Origin of the sequence: uncultured Arenimonas sp. (assembly GCF_963976025.1) — a bacterium.
In the GTDB taxonomy this organism is placed as follows: domain Bacteria; phylum Pseudomonadota; class Gammaproteobacteria; order Xanthomonadales; family Xanthomonadaceae; genus Arenimonas.
In genome coordinates this window covers 1-22,875 of record NZ_CAXBJS010000028.1, presented here as the reverse complement: position 1 = coordinate 22,875, position 22,875 = coordinate 1, and the positions used below count along the sequence as shown (strand labels likewise).

21 protein-coding genes and 1 pseudogene are annotated in these 22,875 nt (G+C 70.5%); 10 read left to right on the top strand and 12 right to left on the bottom strand.

Going from position 1 to position 22,875, the window contains the following annotated elements; translation table 11 throughout:
* From AACZ35_RS03655 to AACZ35_RS03635, 5 genes and pseudogenes are all read left to right on the top strand, one after another.
* A pseudogene (locus tag AACZ35_RS03655) lies at nucleotides 1-212 on the top strand (hypothetical protein); the annotation flags it as partial.
* 1 nt (nucleotide 213) lies between these two features.
* A complete protein-coding gene (locus tag AACZ35_RS03650; RefSeq protein WP_339826220.1) occupies nucleotides 214-765 on the top strand; it encodes a hypoxanthine-guanine phosphoribosyltransferase in 552 nt (183 codons plus the stop codon).
* A complete protein-coding gene (locus AACZ35_RS03645; RefSeq protein WP_339826217.1) occupies nucleotides 762-1,511 on the top strand; it encodes an S-methyl-5'-thioinosine phosphorylase in 750 nt (249 codons plus the stop codon). Before AACZ35_RS03650 ends, AACZ35_RS03645 begins: the two co-directional genes overlap by 4 nt.
* Before the next feature lie 99 nt (nucleotides 1,512-1,610).
* A complete protein-coding gene (locus AACZ35_RS03640; RefSeq protein ID WP_188661668.1) occupies nucleotides 1,611-1,814 on the top strand; it encodes a cold-shock protein in 204 nt (67 codons plus the stop codon).
* An 18-nt stretch (nucleotides 1,815-1,832) separates the two neighbouring features.
* Nucleotides 1,833-3,050: an NAD(P)/FAD-dependent oxidoreductase gene (locus AACZ35_RS03635; RefSeq protein ID WP_339826212.1), complete on the top strand. Its 1,218-nt coding sequence runs from the start codon at nucleotides 1,833-1,835 to the stop codon at nucleotides 3,048-3,050.
* 2 nt (nucleotides 3,051-3,052) lie between these two features.
* Here AACZ35_RS03635 and AACZ35_RS03630 read toward each other — a convergent pair whose 3' ends face one another.
* The 5 genes from AACZ35_RS03630 to AACZ35_RS03610 all read right to left on the bottom strand — a co-directional run bounded on the left by AACZ35_RS03630 (nucleotide 3,053) and on the right by AACZ35_RS03610 (nucleotide 8,632).
* Nucleotides 3,053-4,822 (bottom strand): ABC transporter transmembrane domain-containing protein, encoded by a 1,770-nt coding sequence (locus tag AACZ35_RS03630; RefSeq protein ID WP_339826210.1) that lies wholly within the window; start codon nucleotides 4,820-4,822, stop codon nucleotides 3,053-3,055.
* Entirely contained in the window at nucleotides 4,819-5,418 is a 600-nt protein-coding gene (locus AACZ35_RS03625; protein ID WP_339826225.1) for a YigZ family protein, read from the bottom strand. The genes AACZ35_RS03630 and AACZ35_RS03625 overlap by 4 nt, the downstream gene beginning before the upstream one ends.
* 2 nt (nucleotides 5,419-5,420) lie before the next feature.
* A complete protein-coding gene (locus AACZ35_RS03620) occupies nucleotides 5,421-6,272 on the bottom strand; it encodes a hypothetical protein (RefSeq protein WP_339826207.1) in 852 nt (283 codons plus the stop codon).
* Nucleotides 6,273-6,281: 9 nt separating this feature from the next.
* Nucleotides 6,282-8,018 (bottom strand): VWA domain-containing protein, encoded by a 1,737-nt coding sequence (locus AACZ35_RS03615; protein ID WP_339826205.1) that lies wholly within the window; start codon nucleotides 8,016-8,018, stop codon nucleotides 6,282-6,284.
* 65 nt (nucleotides 8,019-8,083) lie between these two features.
* Entirely contained in the window at nucleotides 8,084-8,632 is a 549-nt protein-coding gene (locus AACZ35_RS03610) for an RNA polymerase sigma factor (RefSeq protein ID WP_339826203.1), read from the bottom strand.
* Between the two features lie 78 nt (nucleotides 8,633-8,710).
* Here AACZ35_RS03610 and AACZ35_RS03605 point away from each other — a divergent pair, with 78 nt between their 5' ends.
* On the top strand, nucleotides 8,711-10,168 hold the full coding sequence (locus tag AACZ35_RS03605; RefSeq protein WP_339826201.1) for a diguanylate cyclase: 1,458 nt from the start codon (nucleotides 8,711-8,713) through the stop codon (nucleotides 10,166-10,168).
* Here the strand turns inward: AACZ35_RS03605 and xseA are convergent.
* The gene (gene xseA / locus AACZ35_RS03600) at nucleotides 10,165-11,511 is read right to left on the bottom strand and encodes an exodeoxyribonuclease VII large subunit (RefSeq protein WP_339826199.1); all 1,347 of its coding nucleotides are present in this window, start codon (nucleotides 11,509-11,511) and stop codon (nucleotides 10,165-10,167) included. The genes AACZ35_RS03605 and xseA overlap by 4 nt on opposite strands.
* A gap of 103 nt (nucleotides 11,512-11,614) precedes the next feature.
* Here xseA and AACZ35_RS03595 point away from each other — a divergent pair, with 103 nt between their 5' ends.
* Nucleotides 11,615-13,300 carry a hypothetical protein gene (locus AACZ35_RS03595; RefSeq protein WP_339826196.1) on the top strand — a complete coding sequence of 562 codons (1,686 nt, stop codon included), beginning with the start codon at nucleotides 11,615-11,617 and terminating at the stop codon, nucleotides 13,298-13,300.
* Nucleotides 13,297-14,532 carry a flavodoxin-dependent (E)-4-hydroxy-3-methylbut-2-enyl-diphosphate synthase gene (gene ispG, locus AACZ35_RS03590; RefSeq protein WP_339826193.1) on the top strand — a complete coding sequence of 412 codons (1,236 nt, stop codon included), beginning with the start codon at nucleotides 13,297-13,299 and terminating at the stop codon, nucleotides 14,530-14,532. Before AACZ35_RS03595 ends, ispG begins: the two co-directional genes overlap by 4 nt.
* Here ispG and AACZ35_RS03585 read toward each other — a convergent pair.
* A complete protein-coding gene (locus AACZ35_RS03585; protein ID WP_339826191.1) occupies nucleotides 14,529-15,422 on the bottom strand; it encodes a GGDEF domain-containing protein in 894 nt (297 codons plus the stop codon). The two genes, ispG and AACZ35_RS03585, sit on opposite strands and share 4 nt — an antisense overlap.
* Before the next feature lie 91 nt (nucleotides 15,423-15,513).
* Here AACZ35_RS03585 and AACZ35_RS03580 point away from each other — a divergent pair, with 91 nt between their 5' ends.
* Both AACZ35_RS03580 and AACZ35_RS03575 read left to right on the top strand, forming a co-directional pair.
* Nucleotides 15,514-18,261, top strand: coding sequence for a serine/threonine-protein kinase (locus tag AACZ35_RS03580; protein ID WP_339826188.1), 2,748 nt, complete (start codon nucleotides 15,514-15,516; stop codon nucleotides 18,259-18,261).
* Between the two features lie 84 nt (nucleotides 18,262-18,345).
* Nucleotides 18,346-18,597: a hypothetical protein gene (locus tag AACZ35_RS03575; protein WP_339826186.1), complete on the top strand. Its 252-nt coding sequence runs from the start codon at nucleotides 18,346-18,348 to the stop codon at nucleotides 18,595-18,597.
* Nucleotides 18,598-18,615: 18 nt separating this feature from the next.
* Here the strand turns inward: AACZ35_RS03575 and AACZ35_RS03570 are convergent, their stop codons facing one another.
* From AACZ35_RS03570 to AACZ35_RS03550, 5 genes are all read right to left on the bottom strand, one after another.
* Nucleotides 18,616-19,473 (bottom strand): DMT family transporter, encoded by an 858-nt coding sequence (locus tag AACZ35_RS03570; protein ID WP_339826223.1) that lies wholly within the window; start codon nucleotides 19,471-19,473, stop codon nucleotides 18,616-18,618.
* Nucleotides 19,474-19,520: 47 nt separating this feature from the next.
* The gene (gene murB / locus AACZ35_RS03565) at nucleotides 19,521-20,564 is read right to left on the bottom strand and encodes a UDP-N-acetylmuramate dehydrogenase (protein ID WP_339826183.1); all 1,044 of its coding nucleotides are present in this window, start codon (nucleotides 20,562-20,564) and stop codon (nucleotides 19,521-19,523) included.
* On the bottom strand, nucleotides 20,561-21,595 hold the full coding sequence (locus AACZ35_RS03560; RefSeq protein WP_339826181.1) for a quinone-dependent dihydroorotate dehydrogenase: 1,035 nt from the start codon (nucleotides 21,593-21,595) through the stop codon (nucleotides 20,561-20,563). The genes murB and AACZ35_RS03560 overlap by 4 nt, the downstream gene beginning before the upstream one ends.
* A gap of 12 nt (nucleotides 21,596-21,607) precedes the next feature.
* Nucleotides 21,608-21,907, bottom strand: a complete 300-nt coding sequence (locus AACZ35_RS03555; protein ID WP_339826179.1) for a DUF4190 domain-containing protein — start codon at nucleotides 21,905-21,907, stop codon at nucleotides 21,608-21,610.
* A gap of 10 nt (nucleotides 21,908-21,917) precedes the next feature.
* Nucleotides 21,918-22,875: aldehyde dehydrogenase family protein (locus AACZ35_RS03550; RefSeq protein ID WP_339826175.1), on the bottom strand; the 958-nt coding region annotated here is incomplete at its 5' end.

Here is a 22,875-nt window from a genome sequence, read left to right as displayed (position 1 = left end):
ACCTCGATGCCGGCTGCGACGCGGTGCTGGTGTGTGCGCCGGCGCTGGTGGCCGATTCCCTGCGTGCGGTCGCCGACCGCGAACCGGCGCCGGCCGGGCTGCTTTCGCCGCTGTTCGCGCGCCAGTTCCCGGCCTGGGACACGCTGCTGGCGAACGCACGTTACGATGGTGCCCGCGAAGCGCTCCGGCGCCTCGACCATGGAGTTGCCTGACATGTCCCACGACCTCGGCGCCGCGCTGGCCCTGTCCGACCTGCTGTTCGACCGGCAGACGTTGGAAGCCGCCATCCAACGCATCGCCGGCGAAATCGACCATGCCTATGCCGGCACCGACGGTGATCGTCCGCTGCTGCTGACCGTCATGCACGGCGGCCTGCCGTTTGCCGCCCAGCTGGCCATGGCCATGAAAACCGACCTGCAGTTCGACTACCTGCACGCCACCCGCTACCGCGGCGCCACCCAGGGCAGCGGGCTGGAATGGCGGCACCGGCCGGCGACGCCGCTGCAGGGCCGCCGGGTGCTGGTGGCCGACGATATCCTCGACGAAGGCCACACGCTCAAGGCCGTCATCGGCTGGTGCCAGGAGCAGGGCGCGGCCGAAATCCGCGTCGCGGTCATGGCGCTGAAGCTGCACGACCGCCGCGTAGCCGGTGTTCAGGCCCAGCACGTCGCCGTTGAAGTGCCCGACCGCTACGTGTTCGGCTACGGCATGGACTACTACGAGCAGGGCCGCAACCTGCCGGGCATCTACGCGCTCAAGGATTGAACATGTCGGCAATCGACCTGGCCGTCATCGGCGGCACCGGCCTCTACCGCCTCGCGGCGCTTTCCGACGTGCAGGCGGTCGAGGGCGATACGCCCTACGGCGCGCCCTCCGGGCCCGTGCGCGTCGGCCAGCTGGCCGGCCGCCGCGTGGCCTTCCTGGCCCGGCACGGCGAAGGCCATTCGCTGCCGCCGCACCGGGTGAACTACCGCGCCAACCTCTGGCGCCTGAAGGACCTGGGAGCCCGCCGCGTGCTGGCGGTGAACACCGTCGGCGGCATCACCGACGCGTACGGCCCGCAGGTGCTGGGCCTGCCCGACCAGCTGATCGATTACACCTGGGGCCGCACGTCCAGCTTCTGGGACGGCGAGGGTGGCGACGTGCTGCACGTGGACTTCGGCGACCCCTACACGCCGTCGCTGCGCGCCGACGTGCTGGCCGCGGCCGGCAAGGCCGGAGTCGCGCTGGTGGACGGTGGCTGTTACGGCGCCACCCAGGGCCCGCGCCTGGAAACCCGCGCCGAGATCGCCCGCATGCGCCGCGACGGCTGCGACCTGGTCGGCATGACCGGCATGCCCGAAGCCGGACTGGCCCGCGAACTGGGCCTGGACTACGCCTGCCTGGCCATCGTCGCCAACTGGGCGGCGGGCTGCGGCGACGCCGCCGAGATCACCCTCGAAGAAGTGCTGGCCAACGTCGAAGCCGCCAGCGCCGGCCTGCCTGGCCTGCTTGAAGCCCTGCTGGGGTAATTGTCAGCCGTTTTGCCCTTGTTCATAATCGGGCCGTGCACGGGACCGAGGCATCGGCACGCGGGGCACGACAGTTCCTACAGCATGTGAGGGCAAGACATGAGTTTCGGTACCGTGAAGTGGTTCAACGACGCCAAGGGTTTTGGGTTCATCGCCCCCGAAGACGGCAGCGCCGACGTGTTCGTGCATTATTCGGCCATCAGCTCGCAGGGTTTCCGTTCCCTGCAGGAAGGCCAGCGGGTCAGCTTCGAGGTGGTGCAGGGCCCGAAGGGCTCCCAGGCCGCCAACGTGTCGCCGGTCTGAACCACGCCAACCTGTTCCATGCGAAGCCCCGCCGCGTGCGGGGTGGGATACGGCAGCGGTGGCCAGGCCGCGGCGCTGGCGCTGTCGCGCGACGGCCACCGGGTCGAGGTGTTCGAACAGGCGTCTTCGCTGCGGCCGGTCGGTGCCGGCTTCCTGCTCCAGCCCACCGGGCTGTCGGCGCTGTGGGAACTTGGGCTGCTGGCGCCGGCCCTGGCCCTGGGCCGCCGGGTCGATCGCCTTTACGGCGAAAACGAAGGCGGCCGGGCGGTCATGGACATGGCCTATGCCGGCCTCGACCCGCGCCTGTTTGGCCTGGGCCTTCAGCGCAACGCCGTGTTCGAACTGCTGCGCGACGCCTGGCCGGGCGCCGGCGACGTTCGCACCGGCACCCGCATCCGCGCGCTGGCGCCCGGCGGTCGCGAACTGATTGACGACGCCGGTGGCCGCCACGGCCCCTACGACCTGGTCATCGCCGCCGACGGCGCCGCTTCCTGCCTGCGCGCTTCGGTGGGCGCGCCGCGCCTGGACCGGCCCTATCCCTGGGGCGCACTGTGGTGCCTGCTGCCCGAAGGCAACTGGCCCTGGCGCAATGAGCTCCGGCAGCGTTACCGACGCGCGCGGGAAATGGCCGGCATGCTGCCGGTCGGTGCCCGCCCGGGTGATGCCGCGCCGCGGCTCAGTTTTTTCTGGAGCCTGCCGGTCGCGGCCCTGCCGGACTGGTCGCGCGAAGGGCTGCCGGCCTGGAAAAGCCGGGCCACTACGCTTTGGCCAGCGCTGGCACCTATGCTCGAATCGATTCAGGCGCCCGAACAGCTGGCGCAGGCCCGCTACCGCGACGCCATTCCCGGCGCCTGGTCGCGCGGCCGCCTGGCCCTGCTGGGTGACGCTGCGCACGCGATGAGCCCGCAGCTGGGGCAGGGCGTGAACATGGCGCTGCTCGACGCCCTGGCCCTGCGCGATGCGCTGCGTGATTCGGATGAAGTCGAACCTGCGCTGGCCGCCTACGGCGCCGCGCGGCGCCGGCACGTGGCGATCTACCAGTTCTGGAGCCGCTGGCTGACGCCGGTATTCCAGTCCGAGGCCGACGGCGTCGCCTGGCTGCGTGACCGCCTTTTCCTGCCCATGGGTCGGTTGCCGGGCGGGCGCGGCCAGATGCTGCGCGTACTCACCGGCACGCAGCGCGGCTGGCTGGGGCGCTACGGGCTGCCGCCGGGATTCCTGGACGCGCTGGGCTGAAATCAGTCCGCTGCGGGGCCGTGGTCGAACTGCAGGCGTGCCAGGTCGGCGTAGAGGCCGCCGCGCGCCAGCAGCTCGGCGTGCGTGCCCTGGGCGACGATGCGGCCCTGGTCCATCACCACGATGCGGTCGGCCTTGAGCACCGTTGCCAGGCGATGCGCGATGACCAGGGTGGTGCGGCCGCGCATCAGGCGTTCGAGCGCCTGCTGCACGGCGCGTTCGCTTTGCGCGTCGAGCGCGCTGGTGGCTTCGTCGAGCAGCAGCACCGGCGCGTCCTTGAGCAGGGCGCGGGCGATCGCCAGGCGCTGCTGCTGGCCGCCGGAAAGTCGCGCACCACGTTCACCCAGTTCGCTGTCGTAGCCCTGCGGCAGCGCCGACAGGAACTCGTGGGCCTCGGCGCTGCGGGCGGCGGCTTCGATTTGTTCGTTGCTGGCGTCCAGGCGGCCGTAGCGGATGTTTTCGCGGGCGGTGGTGCCGAAGATCACCGGATCCTGCGGCACCAGGGCGATCTGCGCGCGCAGCGCGACCGGGGCGATGTTGCGCAGGTCGTGGCCGTCGAGCGTGATCGAGCCGGCCTCGGGGTCGTGGAAACGCAGCAGCAGCTGCAGCACGGTGCTCTTGCCGGCGCCCGAGGGGCCGACCAGGGCCACGGTTTCGCCGGGCTGCAGCTCCAGGTCGAAGTCTTCCAGCGCCGGCGCATCGGGGCGGGTGGGGTAGTGGAAACGTACGCCGCGCAGCGACAGCCGGCCCTGCACCGGCGTCGGCAGCGGTTCGGCCTTCGCCGGCACCGGCAGCAGCGAACGTTCGCCCAGCAGTTCGGAAATGCGCGCCATGCCGCCGGCGGCGCGCTGCACTTCGGTCCACACTTCGGCCAGCGCGCCGACCGAGCCGGCGCCGATCAGCGCGTACAGCACGAACTGGCCCAGGGTGCCGGCGGTCATCTCGCCGGCGATGACGTCGCGGGCGCCCACCCACAGCACCGCCGTGATCGAGCCGAACACCAGCACGATGACGATGGCGGTCAGCGCCGCCTGCAGGCGGATGCGCTTGCGCGCCACGCCCAGGGCCAGCGCCACGGCCTGGTCGAAGCGTCCGGCTTCGTAAGACTCGCGGGCGTAACTCTGCACCGTGTGCATCGCGCCCAGGGTTTCGCCGGCGCGGGCATTGGCATCGGCGACGCGGTCCTGCGCGGCCTTGGCGACGCTGCGCACGCGCCGGCCGGAAAAGGCCATGGGCAGCACGATCAGCGGGATGCCCAGCAGCACGAACAGCGCCAGCCGGGGGCTGGTGACCGCCAGCATCACCGCGCTGCCCAGCACCGTGATGCCGCTGCGCAGCGCCACCGACATGCTTGAGCCGACCACGCTGCGCAGCAGTTCGGCGTCGGCCGACAGCCGCGAGAGCAGTTCACCGGCGCGGGTGCGTTCGAAGAAGGCCTGGTCGAGCGACAGCAGGTGCGCGTACAGCGCCCGGCGCAGGTCGGCGACCACGCGTTCGCCCAGCAGGGTGACGAAATAAAAGCGCGCCGCCGTCGCCAGGCCCAGCGCCACCGCCACGCCGAACAGCAGCACGAACCAGCGGTCGATTTCGCTGCCGGCGCTGAAACCCTGGTCGATCATGTATTTCACCGCCACCGGCAGCGCCAGCGTGGCGCTGGACGACAGCGCCAGCGCGCCCAGCCAGGCCGCCACCAGGCCGCGGTGCGGCCGCACGAAAGGCAGCAGCTCGCGCAGCGAATTGACGGGCGGCTTGTCGGCCGGGGTAGCGGTCATGGGGGCGGGGTCTCTTCGGGACGCAGGCTGGCGGCGCCACGACTGATGTCACGCAGGCGCCGGGCCAGGGGATCGATAGTGTAGTCGGGCAGGCGCACCCGCAGGCGCAGGCCGGCTTCGTCGAAGGTTTCGTCGAGTTTTTCGCCGCCGAATTCGGCCAGCAGGCCGTGCACGGCATTGGCAAGTTCGAAGCCGCAGGCCAGCTCGGCCCCGACCCAGGGCACCAGTTCGCGGCGCGCGGCGGTGCGCAGGCATTCGGCCGCGGCGCCGCCGTAGGCGCGCACCAGGCCACCCACGCCCAGGTTGGTGCCACCGTACCAGCGGGTGACCACCACCATGACCTGGTCCACGCCCTGGCCTTCGATGGCGGCCAGGATCGGGCGGCCGGCGCTGCCGCCGGGTTCGCCGTCGTCCGAGGACCGGTAGTCGGCGCCGATGCGGTAGGCCCAGCAGTTGTGCGTGGCCTGCGGGTCGGAAACCTCGTGCAGGAAGGCCAGCGCGGCCTCGGGCGATTCGACCGGTGCGGCGCGGGCCAGGAAGCGGCTGCGTTTGGCCTCCAGCTCGAAGGTGGCCGGGCCGGCAAGCGTTTGTGCCACGGTCACGGCCGGAACGCGGCCAGGTCGGGCGGCAGCGTGATGTCGGGGTGGGCGCGCTGGAAACGCTGAAGGCTGGCGCTGGCGCCGGCGCGGTCGCCCTGGCGGATGCGGTCGCGGATGCGTTCGAGCCAGTCGTCGGCGGCCAGGCGCGTGTCCTCGTCCACCGGCGGCAGCACCTCGTCGGCGCTGAAGGCCGACGGCAGCGGCGCTCCGGTGGCTTCGTCGCTTTCCAGCACCGGCGAGGACTCCGCGACGGGTGCCGGAGCACGAAGCGCCTGGCGCTGGCGGTTCTCTGCGCGTTCGGCCGGCGCGGAAGATTCGAGGGACCGTGCGCTGTCGGCCAGCGACTGCGCGGCGGCGGCTTCGGCTTCGCGCAGGGGCTCGGCGACGACGGCGCGGGGCGGGGCCGGCGGTGCGGCGGGGGCCGGCATGCTCCGGGCCGATGGTTCCTGCGGTTTGGCCGGCGGTGCGGCGAACTCGGCTTCTTCGATCTCGGCGCGCTTGAGGCGCGAACCGGTGACTTCGACTTGCTGCAGTTCGACATCCGCGCTCGATGCCGAGGCCGGCGCTTCCGCCGTCACGCCATCGGGCAGGGCATCACGCGCCGGCTGCAGCTGCAGGCCGATGCCCACCGCCAGCACCGCCGCGGCCGCCGTTCCCAGCGCCCAGCCGGGGAGGCCGCGGCGCCGGTGCGCCTGCGACGGTGAAGCCGCGGTGGCGTTGCGGGCGGCCGCCAGGATGGCGGCGTCCACGTGCGGCGAGGGTTCGCCGCCCGGCAGGGCGCGCAAGACCCGGGCCAGGGCGACTTCATCGTCCTGGAGCGGGTCCTTGCGCGGGTCCTGCGGGCTGTTCATCGTGAAACGTCAGTCCTGGCTGATGTGGGTGTCGGGGCCGGGTGCCGGCGCCAGCGAACGGGCCTGCGCCAGCAGCTGCAGGAACTCGCCGCGGTAGCCCCAGGGGTCGTCGCCGCGGGCGCCACGCGCCAGGGCTTCCACCTGGTCCCAGCTGAAGCCCGACATGTTACGCCCCCCGCGCAGCAGGTCGGCGTAGGCGGCGACCGCCGCCGCGAAGCGCAGGCTTTCGCTGGCCTGCCTGCGCAGGTCCTGGCGGCGGATGGGCTGTTCGACCAGCACGCTGCGGTCTTCGCCGGGCTGCTTGTAGCGCAGCTTGAGGAAAGCGATCTCGCCGGTGCCGGCGGCCTGCGGCGTCGGCGCGGCGTAGCGCAGGGCGTCGCTGGATTCACAGCCCATGCCGACCAGGCACAGTTCGTACAGGGCGGTGACGTCGTGCCCGGCGCCGATCTCGCCGGCGTCCACCTGGTCGTTGTTGAAGTCCTCGCGCGCCAGCTGGCGGTTTTCGTAGCCAACCAGCCGGTATTCGGCGACCTGGGCCGGGTTGAACTCGACCTGGATCTTCACGTCGCTGGCGATGGTCAGCAGGGTCGAACCCATTTCCTCGACCAGCACCTTGCGGCCTTCCATCAGGTTGTCGATGTAGGCGTGGTTGCCGTCGCCGACGTCGGCGAGTTTTTCCGCCAGCGCGTCGTTGTAGTTGCCCTGGCCAAAACCCAGCGTGGTGAGCGCGACGCCGGACTTGCGGCCGGCCTCGACCTTGGTCTCCAGTGCGCGCTGGTCGAAGATGCCGACGTTGAAGTCACCGTCGGTGGCCAGGATCACCCGGTTGACGCCACCTTCGACGAATCCCTGCCGGGCCATGGCATACGCCAGGTCGATGCCTTCGCCGCCGTTGGTCGAACCGCCGGCTTCAAGCTGGCCCAGCGCGGCCAGGATTTCGCCATGGCGGTCGCCCGGGGTCGGCGGCAGCACCAGGCCGGCGCTGCCGGCGTAGACCACGATCGATACGCGGTCCTGCGCACGCAGGCGCGGCACCATCTGCCGGAAACTTTCCTTGAGCAGGGGCAGCTTGTCGGGCGAATTCATCGAACCCGAGGTGTCGATCAGGAACACCAGGTTGCTGGCCGGGATCTGCTCGCGCGCGACCTCGTAACCCTTCAGGCCCACCTGCATCAGCACGCGCTTGTCGTCCCAGGGCGCGGGCGCAAGTTCGGTGCTGACGCGGAAGGGCTGGCGGCGGTCGGTGGGCGCCGGATAGCCGTAGTCGAAGTAGTTGATCATCTCCTCGACCCGCACCGCGTCGCGCGGCGGCAGCATGCCCTGCGCCAGCATGCGGCGCACGTTGCTGTAGCTGCCGGTGTCGACATCGATGGAGAACGTGGAAACGGGCTGCTCGGCCGTGCGCTGGATGCCGTTGTCTTCGAACTCGGCGTAGTTTTCGGTATTGCGCTCGACCGGCGGCCGGGGCATCGGCATGTAGGCGACCGGGGGCGCGGCTGGCGGCGCGGCCAGCGACGCGGCCGGCAAGGCGGCCTGCTGGTTCACCAGCCGGCTGCCGCTGACTTCAATGGATTCAAGTTCAGCGGACTCTACTTCAGCGCGCTTGGTGCGGCTGCGGTCCTGTTCGCGGCGTTCCTGGGCGGCGTCGGCGCTGGCCGACTGCTGGGTGGCGCTGTCGTCGGCGGCGCGATGGGCGCAGCCCGAAGCAATGGCGAGGGCGAGGGCGGTGACGGCGATCTGGCGCATGGGGTGGCTCCGGTTGGGAAGGGCAAGACTTCCAACGGGCCAGGGGCGAAAACGGGGTTGACCGGTCATGGCCGCAGCCTCGCGCGCAGTTTGTCCATGGCGTAACGCAGGCGGGATTTGACGGTTTCCCGGCCGACGCCGGTGATTTCGCCGATTTCCTCCAGGCTCAGTTCCTGTTCCAGCCGCAGCAGCAGCACCTCGCGCTGGTCGGGCGGCAGCTCCTCGAGCGCCAGCTGCAGGCGGCGGCGCTCCTCGAAGGCCGAAAGCTGGCGCTCGGGCGTATCCGGGTCGGGCAGGCGTTCGGCCAGTTCGCGGGCGTCTTCCGGGGCGTCGGGCCGGTGCGACTTGGCCCGCCAGTGGTCGGTGAGGCGGTTGTAGGCGACCTGGTGCAGCCAGGTGCTGAACCTGGCCTCGGGCCGGTAGCGTTCACGGGCGGCGATGACCCGTTGCCAGACGTCCTGGAACAGTTCCTCGGCCAGGCTGGCGTCGCGGACCTGGCGCTGCAGGTGCCGGAACAGGCGCAGCCGGTGCCGGGAATACAGGGTTTCGAAGGCTCCGGCGTCGCCGGCCCCGAAAGCCAGCATCAGATCCTCGTCGGTGGGCTCGCCCTGCATGGGCTGAGGGTACGGTCTTTCACGGGGCGGGTGAAGCGCGTCCGGGCGGGTTCATGGCGGGCGTTGTACATTGCCGCGATGGCCGCTCCCGACGCCACCAGCGATTCCTTCCTTGCTTCCGGCACCGACCTGGCCGGCGGCTGGCTGCGGCCGGGCAAACCGCTGTTCGTGGGCATGCTGGTGCTGGCGCTGGGCGTGTACCTGAGCATCAGCACGGCCCAGCTCGAGCGCGAGCGTTACCTTAGCGAACGCCAGTCGCGCGTGCAGCGTGAACTTTCCGACTTCCGGGCCCAGCTTGAAACCCAGGTGTATGCCCAGGTCGGGCTGGTGCGTGGCCTGGCGGTGCAGGTGATCCGCCAGGAAGGCATTTCCGACGCCGAGTTCAAGGCCATCGCCGCCGAACTGATGCGCGGCCAGCCGCAGATCCGCAACCTCAGCCTGGCGCCCGGCTTCGTCATTTCCTCGGTGTATCCCGAAGAAGGCAACGAGGCCGCGGTGGGCCTGGACCTGCTGGGCGACCCGGTGCAGAAACAAGCCATGCTGCGCGCCATCCGCGAGGACGGCCCGCTTCTGGCGGGGCCCTTCGATCTGCGCCAGGGCGGCCGTGCGCTGGCCATCCGCTTCCCGCTGTGGGTCGATCGCGACGGCGTGCCGCGGCTGTGGGGCGCGGTGAGCCTGGTGCTCGATCACGAACAGGTGATGCGCGATGCCGGCATCCTGGCCCTGGAAAAGGAGCTGCGCCTGAGCATCGTCGGCCGCGACGCCGCCGGTCCCGGCGGCGACATCATCCGCGGCACACGCCTGCCGGCGTCGGCGGACGCCGTGCGCGTGCCGGCCTTCCTGCCCGGCGGCAGCTGGCTGATTTCGGCGGTGCCGCTGGAAGGCTGGGACACCCGCGCCTGGTGGCAGACGCCGGGTTTCCCGGCCCGCCTGGGCCTGAGCCTGCTGGCGGCGCTGGCGACCACGCGCATCCTGCACGACCGCCAGCGCATCCGTCGCCTGGCCGGCCGCGATGCGCTGACCAACCTGCCCAACCGCCGGCTGGCCCTGCACAACCTGGGCCGGCTGATCGCGCGCGGGCGTCGCGGCGACACCCGGTTCGCGCTGCTCAGCTTCGACCTGGACGGCTTCAAACCGGTCAACGACACCTACGGCCACGCCGCGGGCGACCTGCTGCTGGCCGAGATCGGCCGTCGGCTCAGCGATTCGGTGCGGCCGGGCGACCTGGTCGCGCGCATGGGCGGCGACGAGTTCCTGGTGATCGTGAACGTCCAGAACGGCGACGACGAACACTGGCTGCGCGCGGTCGCGGCGCGCGTGCAGGCGGCGATAAGCCGGCCGGTGCCGATCGACGGCCACTGGGTGGTGGTGGGCGCCAGCATCGGCATCGCCCGTTTCCCCGAGGACGGCGACGATTCGGAGAGCCTGCTGCGACGCGCCGACGAAGCCATGTACCGGGCCAAGAACGGCCGCGCGGCCGGCGTCGAGTTCGCCCGGTCCTTGCACCCGGGGCAGGCGGCCCCGTCCGGGGACTAGTCGCCCCGCGGTTCGACTTTCAGCGCCAGCTCGCCGTCGGCAAGCCGGGCCCGCAGCCGGTCGCCGTCGCGGGCATCGGCGGCCCGGCGCAGCACCTGGCCGTTTTCATCGAACACGATGGCGTAGCCGCGGCCCAGGGTGGCCAGCGGGCTGACGCTTTCGAGCGCACGCGCCAGGCCCCGCAGCTGCAGGCGGCGGGGCTCGACCAGGCGCGCCGGCAGGGCCGCCAGGGCGCGCTGGACCAGGGCCAGGCGATGCCGGTGTGCTTCCAGCCGGCGGCGGGGATGGGCCTGGTCCAGGCGCCGCAGCAGCCGCGACAGGCGCTCGCCGCGCCGGGCCGCCGGCGCCTGCCAGGCCAGGCCCAGGCGGTGGCGCAGGGCGTCGAGGCGGTTGCGGCCGCGTTCGAGCCGCAGCTGCGGGCGCAGGGCCTGCAGCTTCAGGAAGGCCTGGTCGACACGCTGGGCCTGGGCGCCAAGGACGCGGGCGAGCAGGGCGTCGAAGCGCTGGCGGTCGCGGCGCAGGCGTTCGACCAGCTCGCCGCGGTCGGGCACCAGCAGTTCGGCGGCGGCCGAGGGCGTCGGCGCGCGCAGGTCGGCGGCGAAGTCGGCCAGGCTGACGTCCACTTCATGGCCGATCGCAGCCACCACCGGCACCGGCGAGGCGACGATGGCGCGGGCCAGGGCTTCGTCGTTGAAGGCCCAGAGGTCTTCGAGCGAACCGCCGCCGCGGGTGAGCAGGATCAGGTCGTAACGGCCACTTCGGCCGGCGCGCTGCAGCATGTCCAGGATCTGCGCGGCGGCGCCGTCGCCCTGCACGGGCACCGGCAGCACTTCGACCTCGAGCAGCGGGAAGCGCCGCCCCAGCACGCTCAGCACGTCGCGCACCGCCGCGCCGCGCGGCGAGGTGATCACCGCCAGCCGGCGGGTATAGGCCGGCAGCGGACGCTTGCGGTCGGTGTCGAACAGGCCTTCGGCGGCCAGCCGGGCCTTGAGCTCTTCGAACGCCCGGCGCAGGGCGCCTTCGCCGGCTTCTTCCAGGTGTTCGAGCACCAGCTGGTAGTCGCCGCGCGCCTCGTACAGGGTGAGCCGGCCGCGCGCCAGCACCAGCATGCCGTCGCGCGGCGCGAAGCGCAGGCGGGCGGCATTGGACCGGAACAGGGCGCAGCGCACCTGGGCGCGGGCGTCCTTGAGGGTGAAATAGGCATGGCCCGAGGCCGGCCGGGAAAAATTGCTGATCTCGCCCTCGACCCAGACCTGCGGGAAGCTGCCCTCGAGCAGGTCACGCGCCAGCGCATTGAGCTGGGACGGGCGCAGGACCTGGCGTTCGCGGGCTAGGGTGGACATGGCTCGGGCCGGGGACGGCCCCACAGGATACCCGCTGCCGTTCAACCAGGGGTGGGGCCGGGCCGCGGCCCGGTCTAAACTGTGCCAGCCACGAGGACCCCGAATGAGCGAAAGCTACCGCCGCCTGTGCCAGGACCTGCCGCCCCCCGTGGGTGGCGCCGTGCGTTTCCCGGCCGAGCCGAAAAAGGTGAAGGCCTGGGTCGCGGGCCTGCCGCGCGCCAACCCGCAGGCCGCCGAGCAGGAAATCGCCCGCGCCCTGGAAGGACTGGCCGGCCAGCGGCTCGAGGGCGGGCAGCGTTTTGCCGCGCTCGAAGAACTGCGCGGCACCGCGCTCGAGGCCATCGTGCTGCTCGAAGGCGGTTTCTCCGGCAGTTCCCTGCCGCTGCCGCCGGACAAGGCGCGCGCGGCCGCCGCCGCCGGCAAGTTCCACTTCGACCTGGCCCTGGGCTATCGCCAGGCCGCTTGCGAACTGTGCGCACCCTCGGGCAGCGTGCCGTTCCTGCGCGGCGGCAGCGTGCTTGCGGCGCTTGAGCGTTCGACCTGGCATTACGTGCGTGCGCTGGCCCTGGCCTGGCGCGTCTATCGCCCGGCGCCGTCGGGTGCCTGGCAGGGCCTGCACCGCCTGCACCGTTTCGCCAGCTCGCTCAAGCTCGAGCGCAAATCGGTCGACGACAAGGCCGCCGGCGGCGCCCAGGACGTGCACACGCTGTACCTGCAGGCGTTGCTGATGGCCTCGGTCAATCCTTACGCCTTCGCGCAGTCCGAGCAGGACGCGCTGTGGCCGGCCACCCGCGGTTACGCCGCGCGCTGCAGCCTGCTCGCCCACGCCCCCGAAGGCATCGCGCCGGTGGTGCCCGAGGACGCCGACCGCGGCCCGGGCGGCGGCGTGCCCGACGAAACGCCTTCCACCTGGCTCGACCTGGCGCCGTTCGCGGCCGACGTCGATCGCGCGCTCGAGCGCGTGCGCGACGGCCAGGGCCAGCTGGCGCCGACGCCGGGGCTGTCGGTCGCGGTCGGCAACGACCTGCTTATCCGCCTGCGCCGCGCTTTCGGCCAGATGGCGGCGCGCGGCCTGATGCGCCTGCCGGCCGGGCACGCACTCGACACCGTGCTGGGCCTGAGCGGCCTGCATTACCTGCTGGCCGGCCAGCGCGACTTCGACACCTTCATGCGCCAGTCGGCCCAGGGCACCGTGCACGTGATCGCCGGCGCCGCCTGGACCCAGGGCAGCGCCAGCATGACCCGCGTGCCGCGTTTTACCGCGCGCGTGCTCGACCAGAGCCTGGGCGGCTACCGCATGGCCTGGGACAGCGCCGAACAGGCGCGCGCCAAGGTCGGTGAACTGGTCGGCCTGGGTTTTGGCGAAGACAGCGACGACACCGACTGGATGGTCGGCGTGATGCGCTGGCTGCGCTACGAAGCCGACGGCAGCCTGTCGGCCGGCGTCGAACTGCTGTCGCGGCGCTCGAGCCCGGTGGCCCTGCGCGCGGTCAGCGCCGACGGCGGCAGCCGCCAGGTGCAGCGTGCGGTCGAGGTGTTCCCGATCGACGGCACGCCGGGCCGGTGTTTCGTTTGCAGCGCGTCCATCGAATCGGGCAGCCGGGTCGAAGTCATCCACGACACCGCCAGCCACATCCCGGAAGTCGGCACCCGCGGCCCCGACCTGCTTGAAGACGTCGAGGTGCTGCTCAACGCCGGCGACTACGTGCTGCTGGGCGAACGCCTGCCAATACCGCCGGAAGGAGATGATGCCGATGCCCGCGAGGCCCGGGAGGGCGAGCCGGCATGAGTGAAGCGAAGGCAATGCCGCGGCGCGAAACCCGCGCCGTGGCGGTGGGTCCGGTCCGCATCGGCGGCGGTGCCCCGGTGGTGGTGCAGTCGATGACCAATACCGACACCGCCGACGTGAACGCGACCGTGAAGCAGGTGGCCGAGCTCTGGCGCGCCGGCTCCGAACTGGTGCGCGTGACGGTCAACAATCCCGAGTCCGCCGCCGCGGTGCCGCGCATCCGCGACAAGCTGGCAATGATGAACGTGCCGGTGCCGATCGTCGGCGACTTCCACTACAACGGCGACCGCCTGCTGGCGGCCGAACCGGCCTGCGCCGAGGCGCTGGCCAAGTACCGCATCAACCCGGGCAACGTCGGCTTCGGCAAGAAGCGCGACACCCAGTTCGCGGCGATCGTTGAAAAGGCCATCGAATACGGCAAGCCCGTGCGCATCGGCGTCAACTGGGGCTCGCTCGACCAGGCCCTGGCTGCGCGCCTGATGGACGAAAACGCCGCCCGCGCACAGCCCTGGGACGCCGCCCGCGTGCTGCGCGAGGCCCTGGTGGTGTCGGCGCTGGAGTCGGCCGAACGCGCCGTCGAAATCGGCCTGGCGCGCGAATCCATCGTGCTCTCGGCCAAGGTCAGCGGCGTGCAGGAACTGATCGCGGTTTATCGCGACCTGGCCGCGCGATCCGACTTCCCGCTGCACCTGGGCCTGACCGAGGCCGGCATGGGCAGCAAGGGCATGGTCGCCTCCAGCGCCGCGCTGGCGGTGCTGATGCAGGAAGGCATCGGCGACACGGTCCGCATCTCGTTGACGCCCGAGCCCGGCGCCGCGCGCACGCTGGAAGTGCAGGTCGCGCAGGAGCTGCTGCAGACCATGGGCCTGCGCGCCTTCACCCCGCTGGTCACCGCCTGCCCGGGCTGCGGCCGCACCACCAGCGAGTTCTTCCAGGTGCTGGCGCAGAAGGTGCAGGAACACGTACGCGGCCAGATGCCGGTCTGGAAGCTCAAGTACCCGGGCGTCGAGAACCTGTCGCTGGCGGTGATGGGCTGCGTGGTCAACGGCCCGGGCGAATCGCGCCACGCCGACATCGGCATCTCGCTGCCCGGCACCGGCGAAGCCCCTTCGGCACCGGTGTTCATCGACGGCCAGAAGGCCATGACCCTGCGCGGCGAAAACATCGCCGATGACTTCGTCGGCGTCATCGACCAGTACGTCGCCCGGCGCTACGGCGGCGAAACCGCCTAGGCTTCCACGCAGACCCGGTTGCGGCCTTCGTCCTTGGCCCGGTACAGGGCCGCGTCGGCGGCCTCCATCAGCGGGCTGCGTTCTTCGCGGCCCGGTGCCAGGCAGGCGATGCCGATGCTGATGGTCAGGCGTTTTTCTTCGCCGCCAAGCACGAAGGTGTCTTCGGCGACCGCTTCGCGCAGGCGTTCGGCGAAGGCGCGGGCCGATTCGACGTCGGTTTCCGGCAGCATCACCGCGAACTCTTCGCCGCCGATCCGGGCGGCCACGTCCTCGCCGCGCACGAAGCGCCGGACGATGCCCGCCAGCTGCCGCAGCACGCCGTCGCCGGCGATGTGGCCGTATTTGTCGTTGACCGGTTTGAACAGGTCCACGTCGATGATGCACATCACCAGCGGCCGGCCATGGCGGGTGGCACGGGCGATTTCGCGGTCGACCGCCTCGATGAAGTGCCGGCGGTTGTACAGCTCGGTCAGCGCGTCGCGCGTGGCCAGCTGGTAGACCTCCTGGTGGTAGCGCGCCTCGACGCTGGAATGGCTGATGAACTTGAGGATGCATTCGCCCAGCGTGATGTGGTCGCCATCGACAAGCTCCGCCTGGGTCACCGCTTCGTCATTGACCCGCGTACGGTTGGTGGCACCCATGTCGGCGATGAAATAGGACTCGCCGTCCCGCCAGATGCGGCAGTGCCAGCGCGACACGGAGTTGTGCGGGATATGCAGGTCCGATTCCGGCGAACGGCCGATCACCACCGGTGCCTCGCCCAGGTCCGCACGCTTGCCCAGGCCTTCGCCGTGGATCACGACGACACAGGCCGAGCGCGGCGTCGACCTGCGGGGGCCGTCGCTCAGCAGGGTGCGCTGGGTCGTGCAGATCTTCTCGGTCTGGCGCATGGGTGTCAGGCGGAAGGGCTGGCCCGAGTTTAGCCGGTTGCCGGCGGCTATGGTTGCCTGGGCTAAACTGTCGTGGCTGAAGGGGGGAGGCATGGGCGGAACCGAAGAGGACGACCTGGCGCCAACCGAAGGCTTGCCCACGCGGGCCGGCCCGTCGGGCGCGCTGGCCGAAGGCGCGGCGCTGGCGCCGGGCGCGCGCCTGGGGCGCTACCGCATCGAAACCCTGCTGGGCCGCGGCGGCATGGGCGAGGTTTACCGCGCCGGCCAGCTCGAACCGGTGCGCCGCACGGTGGCCATCAAGCTTCTGCACGCGCGGCGCCTGGACGCCCGCCACCTGGCCTACTTCGAGGTCGAGCGCCAGCTGCTGGCGCAGATGAAACACCCGGCCATCGCCCAGGTTTACGACGCCGGCGCCACGCCCGAGGGTTTCCCTTATTTCGTGATGGAGTTCATCGAGGGCAGCCCGCTGACCGCCTTCTGCGAACAGCGCGGCCTGCCGCTGCGCGAGCGGCTGGGACTGTTCATCCGGGTCTGCGAGGGCGTGCAGCACGCGCACCAGAAGGGCGTCATCCACCGCGACCTCAAGCCGGGCAACATCCTGGTTTCCGAAGTGGACGGCCGGCCGCTGCCCAAGATCATCGATTTCGGCATCGCCACCGCGGCCAGCCGCTCCCTGGCCGCCGGTGAACGCGCCGGCGAGCTCGAACGGGCCGGCACGCCCGATTACATGAGCCCCGAGCAGGCGGGCATGGAAGGCGTCGAGGTCGACACGCGTTCGGACGTTTATTCCCTTGGCGTACTGCTTTACGAACTGCTGGCCGGGCGCCGTCCCGGCGCCGGCGACGACAGCTCGGCGGCGGCGCACACCGCCAGCACCACGATCCGCCCGCCCTCGGCGCAGATCGAAACCCTGGCGCCGGGCAATGCCGCCGCCCGCGCCGGCCAGCTGGGCCTGAGCCAGCCGCGCCTGCGCAAGGTGATGCGTTCCGAACTCGACTGGGTGGTGCTCAAGGCCATGCGCCGCGACCGCGCCGAGCGCTACAGTTCGGCCGCCGAGCTGGCCCACGAACTCCAGCGCTTCCTCGACGACCAGCCGCTGCAGGCGGTGCCGCACAGCCGTCGTTACGTGCTGGGGAAATACCTGCGCCGGAACCGCCTGGCCGTTGCCGCCGCCGGCGCGGTGTCGCTGGCGGTGCTGGTCGGCCTGGGCCTGTCGCTGTATGGCCTGCAGCAGGCCCGCGAACAGCGGGAACTCGCCGAACAGCGCAGCGCCGAGCTTGAACGCGTGGCGGCGTTCCAGCAGTCGATGCTGGAAGACATCGATATCGAAACCATGGGCCTGGGCATCGCCAACGGCCTGCGGGAGCAGGTAGGCAAGACCGACCCTGGTGCCCTGGGACCGCTGGAGCAGGCGCTGGCCGCCGCCAGTCCGGCCGACCTGGCGCGGAGTTTGGTCGGCCGCGACATCCTGGAAAGCGCGCGCGAAACCATCACCCGTGATTTTTCCGACCAACCCGACCTGGCTGCCCAGCTGCGCCGATCGGTGGCCAGGGTGCAGCTGGCCCTGGGTCTGCACGCCCAGGCCGAATCGCTGTTCGCTGAGGTTGCCGACTATTTCGCCAGGAGCCAAGGTCCCGCGGCGCGCGAAACGCTCGAGGCGCGCAACCTGCAGACCGAGGCGATGTTCTGGGTCCAGGGCAACGCGTCGACGCTCGAAGCGGTCGAACGGACCCTGGCACTTGCGCATTCGCTGCCGCCTGGCGACCCGATCCGGGTCGAGACCGAACGCCAGCGGGCGCGGATCGTGTTCGCTCTGGGAGACCGACCTCGCGGCCTGGAGATGCAGCAGGCGCTGCTGGCGCGCGAACGGAAAACAAGGGTGGGCGACGATCCCCTGCTGCTCGACCTCACCGAGGACCTGGGCCTGAGCATGGGTCGCATGGGCGAAGCCGATGAAGCCCGCGAGATATTCGAAGACCTCTTTATCCGGCGCCGGCAAGCCCTCGGGCCGGAGGATCCGGCCACGCTGACGACCATGGGCCGCCTGGCGGTGATGCGGGCCATCGCCGAAGACGTGGAGGCTGCCGTCACGCTGCAGCGCGAACTCGCCACCATCAGTGAACGAAAGTTCGGCGCCGAACATCCGCGAACCCTGGTCGAACGGGGCAACCTGGCCAACATGCTGCTGTCGCATCGGGACTTCGACGAATCCGAGGCCCTGATGCGCGAGGTCCTGGAGGCGCGGCAGCGCCTGTATGGCGCCGATTCCCCGGGCGCCCTTCGGACCAAGCTGAATCTGGCGGCCCTGCTGGCCAGGCGGTCCCGGTTCGACGAAGCCCTGGTGATGGAGGCGGAGCTTCTGCAGGCGCGCCGGCGCGTGCTCGGCCCGAAACATCCCGACACTGTTTTTGTCGAGGTCAACCACGCGGCAACCCTTCACCGTGCCAACCGCCCCAAGCCGGTGGTGCAGGCCCAGATTGATCGTGCAAGGCCACTTGCGCTGGAGATCCTGGGCGAAAAGCACCCGCAAACCGAGTCGATCGACCGTATCCAGGCCTACAGCGACCTGCGCGCCGGTCGCTGGTCCGAGGCGGTGGTGCAGTTCCGGGCACTGCGGGAAAAGGGGCAGGCCGAACGCAAGCCGGGTGATCCCCCCAATGCGAGGATCGGCTGGGGCCTGGCGACCGCGCTGGAACGAAGCGGCCAGGCGGAAGAAGCAGCCCGCGTCCGGGCCAGTGACGTTGACTGGCTCTATGAGCTTCCGGACGATGGGCTGACCGCCGATGATCGCAACGCAATGGAAATCATCGCCGAAGAGACCGGCCATCTGGGTAAGTAGCGCTCAACTGGATAGTGATAAAGCGTCTGTGCGGGCAGGAAGGTGCTTTTTATACTCGCGGCTCCCTGTCCAACCGAGAAGCCGATGCGCACACCCATCGCATTGATCCCCGCCTACGCACTGGCCCTGATCGCCGCTGCGTCCCCCGCGTATGCCGCGGACCCCACGCCGCAGGAACTGGCCTGGGCACAGATGACCGGCCAGGCCATTGGTGCCGGCACCCAGGGCGCTTCGCCGCCGCCTCCGCCGCCCCCGCCGCCGCCCCCGCCGTCCAGTGGTGGTGGATCGACGACCACCTATCCCAGCGTCGAATACGATTTCTCTCCGAACTACTGAGGCCTGTGCCGGCGCCGCCTAGCGGGGCGCCGGCGTTTCCGGATTGATTTCCGGGTCGGTCACCGCCTGCCGGGCCAGCTTGGCCTCGCGGCGGGCGATGTAGACGTTCGAGCCGAAGATGATCGCGGCACCGGCGACGGTCCAGCGGTCCAGGGTTTCGCCGAACAGCCACCAGCCGAAGGCGCCGACCACGATGATCTGCAGGAAGCTGATCGGCGTCAGCATCGAGGCGTCGCCCAGGCGCAGGGCGCGGGTCCAGAACATGTGCGCGATGCTGCCCAGCGAGCCGGCCAGCACGATCCACAGCCAGGTGATGCCCACCGGCGTTTCCCAGACCATCAGCGCCGGCACCAGCGACATCGGGATCCACAGCATCGTCGTCCAGATGACGATGGCGTCGGGGTGTTCGGTGATGCTGATCGCCGCGCTGGCGCGGTCCACCGCCGCCAGCACCGCCACCAGGCTGGCGGCGGTGAAGGACTGGCCGAAGGGCTGCACGATCAGCATGACCCCCAAAAAGCCGACGATCACCGCCGTCCAGCGGCGCGCGCGCACCACTTCGCCCAGCACCAGCACCGCGGCGATGGTGACGAACAGCGGCGTTGAATACGACAGCGCGATCGCCTGCGCCAGCGGCAGGTTCACGATGGCCCAGAAGCCGGCCAGCATCGACACCATGCCGATGCTGCAGCGGCCGATGTAGAAACCCAGCTTGTCGGTGCGCAGCAGCGCCGGCCCGTGCCGGATCAGGATGGGCAGCAGGATGACGAAGCCGAAGAAGTTGCGGAAGAACGCGATCTCGAACGGATGCAGCTGCTTCGAGGCCAGGCGGATGCAGACCGCCATCAGGCCAAACAGCACCGTCGACAGCGCCATCAGCCCGACGGCGCGGCCCACCTGCGAAGCCGGGGCGGCGGCGGCGTTCAAGCCGGGTCGAAGCGGGCGCCGATGATGCGCGGTTCCGGCTCCAGGCTGACACCGAAACGTTCGTGCACCGACGCGGCGATGCGGCGGGCCAGGTCCAGCAGCTGCTGGCCGCTGGCATTGCCGTGGTTCACCAGCACCAGGGCGTGCTGCTGCGCGACGCCGGCATCACCTTCGCGCTTGCCCTTCCAGCCGCAGGTTTCGATCATCCAGGCGGCCGACAGCTTGTGGCCGCCGTCGGGGCCGGCAAACACCGGCAGGGCAGGGTTTTCGGCTTTCAGGGTGGCGGCCGTTGCCGCGTCCACCACCGGGTTCTTGAAGAAGCTGCCGGCATTGCCCAGCAGCGCCGGGTTGGGCAGCTTGCGGGTGCGGATGCGGCTGATGGCTTCGGCCACGTGCACGGCGCGCGGGGTGTCGACGCCCATGGCCGCCAGTTCCTCGCGCACGCCGGCGTAGTCGAGCCGCAGTTCGCGCTGGCGCGGCAGGCGCAGCTCCAGCGCGGTCACCACCCAGCGGTCGGCTTCGCGTTTGAACAGGCTGTCGCGGTAGCCAAAGCTGCAGTCGGCGGCCGGCAGTCGCTTGACCTGGCCGGTGTCGCGCTGGAAAGCCTCGACGGCTTCGACGAATTCGCCGACCTCGACGCCGTAGGCGCCGATGTTCTGGATCGGTGCGGCGCCGACGGTGCCCGGGATCAGGGCCATGTTCTCAAGGCCGCACAGGCCGCGCGCCAGGGTCCAGGCGACCAGGTCGTTCCAGTTCATGCCGGCTTCGGCGCGCACCACGGCGCTGTCGCCGTCGTCGCGCACGATCGACACGCCGGCCATGGTCAGGCAGATGGCCACGCCGGGAAAGTCGCCGACGAACAGCAGGTTGCTGCCTTCGCCCAGCACCAGCACCGGGCCTTCGCGCAGCATGGCGAACTCGAACAGTTCGGCCAGGGCGTCGGCGCGGGAGACGTCGGCCATCATCGCCGCGCGGGCGGCGACCCGGAAGGTATTGCGGCCGGCCAGGGAAACATTGTCGGCCAGCTGGTAACCCGTCACGCAACGCCCTCGCGGCGGCGCCGGATCGACTGCACGCACTCGGCGATGAGTTCCGGGCCGCGATAAACCAGGCCCGTGTAGAACTGCACCATCAGCGCGCCGGCGGTGATCTTGCCGGCGGCGTCGGCGCCGCTGAGGATGCCGCCCACGCCGATGATCGGGATCGATTCGTCCAGGCGCCCGCGCAGGCGGCGCAGCACCGCGGTGGACTTGCCGTAGAGCGGCGCGCCCGACAGGCCGCCGGCTTCGTGGGCCAGCTTGTGGCCTTCCACGGGCAGTCGGTCGAGCGTGGTGTTGGTGGCGATGACGCCGTCCACCTTCATGTCGCTCAGGACGCGTGCGCAGGCATCGACGTCGTCGTCGGACAGGTCGGGCGCCACCTTCACCAGCATCGGCACGCGTTTGCCGTGCTGGGCGCCGAATTTTTCCTGGGCTTCGCGCAGTTCCCCGACCAGGCGGCGCAACTGCTGTTCTTCCTGCAGTTCGCGCAGGCCGGCGGTATTGGGCGAGGAGATGTTGATGGTGATGTAGTCGGCCAGCGGGTACACCCGTTCCAGGCAGTACAGGTAGTCGTCCGCCGCGTCCTCGTTGTGGGTGTCCTTGTTCTTGCCGATGTTGATGCCCAGCAGGCCGTGCTTGCGGCGCGCCCGCGAGACGTTCTTCACCAGCGCGTCCACGCCCAGGTTGTTGAAACCCAGGCGGTTGATGACGGCATTGTGCTCGGGCAGGCGGAACATGCGCGGCCGCGGGTTGCCTTCCTGCGGGCGCGGCGTGGTGGTGCCGACCTCGACGAAGCCAAAGCCCAGGGCCAGCAGGGCATCGACGTGGGCGCCGTCCTTGTCCAGGCCGGCGGCGCAGCCGACCGGGTTCGGGAAGACCAGGCCGAAGGCCCTGGTCGGCAGCGGCTTGGGCCGGCCGGCCAGCAGCGGGCTCATGCCCGTGCGGTAGGCGGCTTCGATGGCGCGCAGGCCCACGTCGTGGGCCCGTTCCGCATCAAGGTGGAACAGGAAAGGTCGTGCCAGCGAATACATGGTGCCAGTCCGTCAGAGCTGGCCGCTGAGGCCCAGGAGGCCGAACAGCACCGCCAATCCACCAAAGAAGAAGATGAAGGCCAGGATGGTCAGCACCGACACGGCGATGACCAGCCAGCCCAGCACCAGGCCGGCGATGGCCAGCCCGTCGCCGTCCATCTGGCCATTGCTGCGCTGGATCTCGGCACGGGCCATGTGGCCCGTGACGATGGCAACAAGGCTCCCCACCAGGGGCAGGAAGGTCCAGCCCAGCAGTCCGCTGACGAGGCTGATGATCGCGAGGGCGCTGGTCTGGCGGGGAACCATGTTCATGGGATAAACCTCAGAGGTCGAACTTGATGCCCTGTGCCAGCGGCAGCGCGTCGGAGTAGTTGATGGTGTTGGTCTGGCGGCGCATGTAGACCTTCCACGCGTCGGAGCCCGATTCACGGCCACCGCCGGTTTCCTTCTCGCCGCCGAAGGCGCCGCCGATCTCGGCGCCGGAGGTGCCGATGTTGACGTTGGCGATGCCACAGTCCGAACCCCAGGCCGCCAGGAACTTCTCGGCCGCCTTCAGGTTCTGGGTGAAGATCGCCGACGACAGGCCCTGCGGCACGTCGTTCTGCATGGCGATGGCTTCGTCCAGGTCGGAGTAGGGCATGACGTAGAGGATCGGGGCGAAGGTTTCGTGCTGGACGATCTCGTGGCTGTTCTTCAGGCCGGTGATGATGGTCGGCAGCACGAAGTTGCCCGGGCGGTCGAGCGCGGCACCGCCGGTTTCAACCTTGCCGCCGGCGGCCTGGGCCTTCTTGACCGCGTCCAGGTAGGCCTGCACGCCGTCCTTGCTGTTGAGCGGGCCCATCAGGTTGGCCGGGTCGGTCGGGTCGCCGATCTTCTTCTCGACCTGCTTGTAGCCGGCAACCAGCTTGGCCAGCACGTCGTCGAAGATCGATTCGTGGATGAAGGCGCGGCGGGTCGAGGTGCAGCGCTGGCCGGCGGTGCCGACGGCGCCGAAGACGATGGCCGGGATCGCCAGCTTCAGGTCGGCGGTGGCGTCGACGATCATGGCGTTGTTGCCGCCCAGCTCGAGCAGGCTGCGGCCCATGCGGCGGGCGACGCGCTCGCCGACGTGGCGGCCGACCTTGGTCGAACCGGTGAAGCTGACCAGGGCGACGCGCTTGTCGTCGACGAAGGCCTGGGCCAGGTCGGTGCCGCCGTCGTTGAACAGGAAGAAGATGTCGGGGAAGCCGCCCTTGCGCAGCGCTTCGTTGCAGATCTTCATCGAGGCGATCGCCGACAGC

Bases quoted from the DNA above. Each gene is read 5' to 3' on its own strand.
- AACZ35_RS03650 (WP_339826220.1), top strand. From the start codon at position 214: ATGTCCCACGACCTCGGCGCCGCGCTGGCCCTGTCCGACCTGCTGTTC.
- AACZ35_RS03640 (WP_188661668.1), top strand. From the start codon at position 1,611: ATGAGTTTCGGTACCGTGAAGTGGTTCAACGACGCCAAGGGTTTTGGG.
- AACZ35_RS03635 (WP_339826212.1), top strand. From the start codon at position 1,833: ATGCGAAGCCCCGCCGCGTGCGGGGTGGGATACGGCAGCGGTGGCCAG.
- AACZ35_RS03630 (WP_339826210.1), bottom strand. From the start codon at position 4,822: ATGACCGCTACCCCGGCCGACAAGCCGCCCGTCAATTCGCTGCGCGAG.
- AACZ35_RS03620 (WP_339826207.1), bottom strand. From the start codon at position 6,272: ATGAACAGCCCGCAGGACCCGCGCAAGGACCCGCTCCAGGACGATGAA.
- AACZ35_RS03615 (WP_339826205.1), bottom strand. From the start codon at position 8,018: ATGCGCCAGATCGCCGTCACCGCCCTCGCCCTCGCCATTGCTTCGGGC.
- AACZ35_RS03610 (WP_339826203.1), bottom strand. From the start codon at position 8,632: ATGCAGGGCGAGCCCACCGACGAGGATCTGATGCTGGCTTTCGGGGCC.
- AACZ35_RS03605 (WP_339826201.1), top strand. From the start codon at position 8,711: ATGGCCGCTCCCGACGCCACCAGCGATTCCTTCCTTGCTTCCGGCACC.
- xseA (WP_339826199.1), bottom strand. From the start codon at position 11,511: ATGTCCACCCTAGCCCGCGAACGCCAGGTCCTGCGCCCGTCCCAGCTC.
- AACZ35_RS03595 (WP_339826196.1), top strand. From the start codon at position 11,615: ATGAGCGAAAGCTACCGCCGCCTGTGCCAGGACCTGCCGCCCCCCGTG.
- ispG (WP_339826193.1), top strand. From the start codon at position 13,297: ATGAGTGAAGCGAAGGCAATGCCGCGGCGCGAAACCCGCGCCGTGGCG.
- AACZ35_RS03585 (WP_339826191.1), bottom strand. From the start codon at position 15,422: ATGCGCCAGACCGAGAAGATCTGCACGACCCAGCGCACCCTGCTGAGC.
- AACZ35_RS03580 (WP_339826188.1), top strand. From the start codon at position 15,514: ATGGGCGGAACCGAAGAGGACGACCTGGCGCCAACCGAAGGCTTGCCC.
- AACZ35_RS03575 (WP_339826186.1), top strand. From the start codon at position 18,346: ATGCGCACACCCATCGCATTGATCCCCGCCTACGCACTGGCCCTGATC.
- AACZ35_RS03570 (WP_339826223.1), bottom strand. From the start codon at position 19,473: ATGGCGCTGTCGACGGTGCTGTTTGGCCTGATGGCGGTCTGCATCCGC.
- AACZ35_RS03560 (WP_339826181.1), bottom strand. From the start codon at position 21,595: ATGTATTCGCTGGCACGACCTTTCCTGTTCCACCTTGATGCGGAACGG.
- AACZ35_RS03555 (WP_339826179.1), bottom strand. From the start codon at position 21,907: ATGAACATGGTTCCCCGCCAGACCAGCGCCCTCGCGATCATCAGCCTC.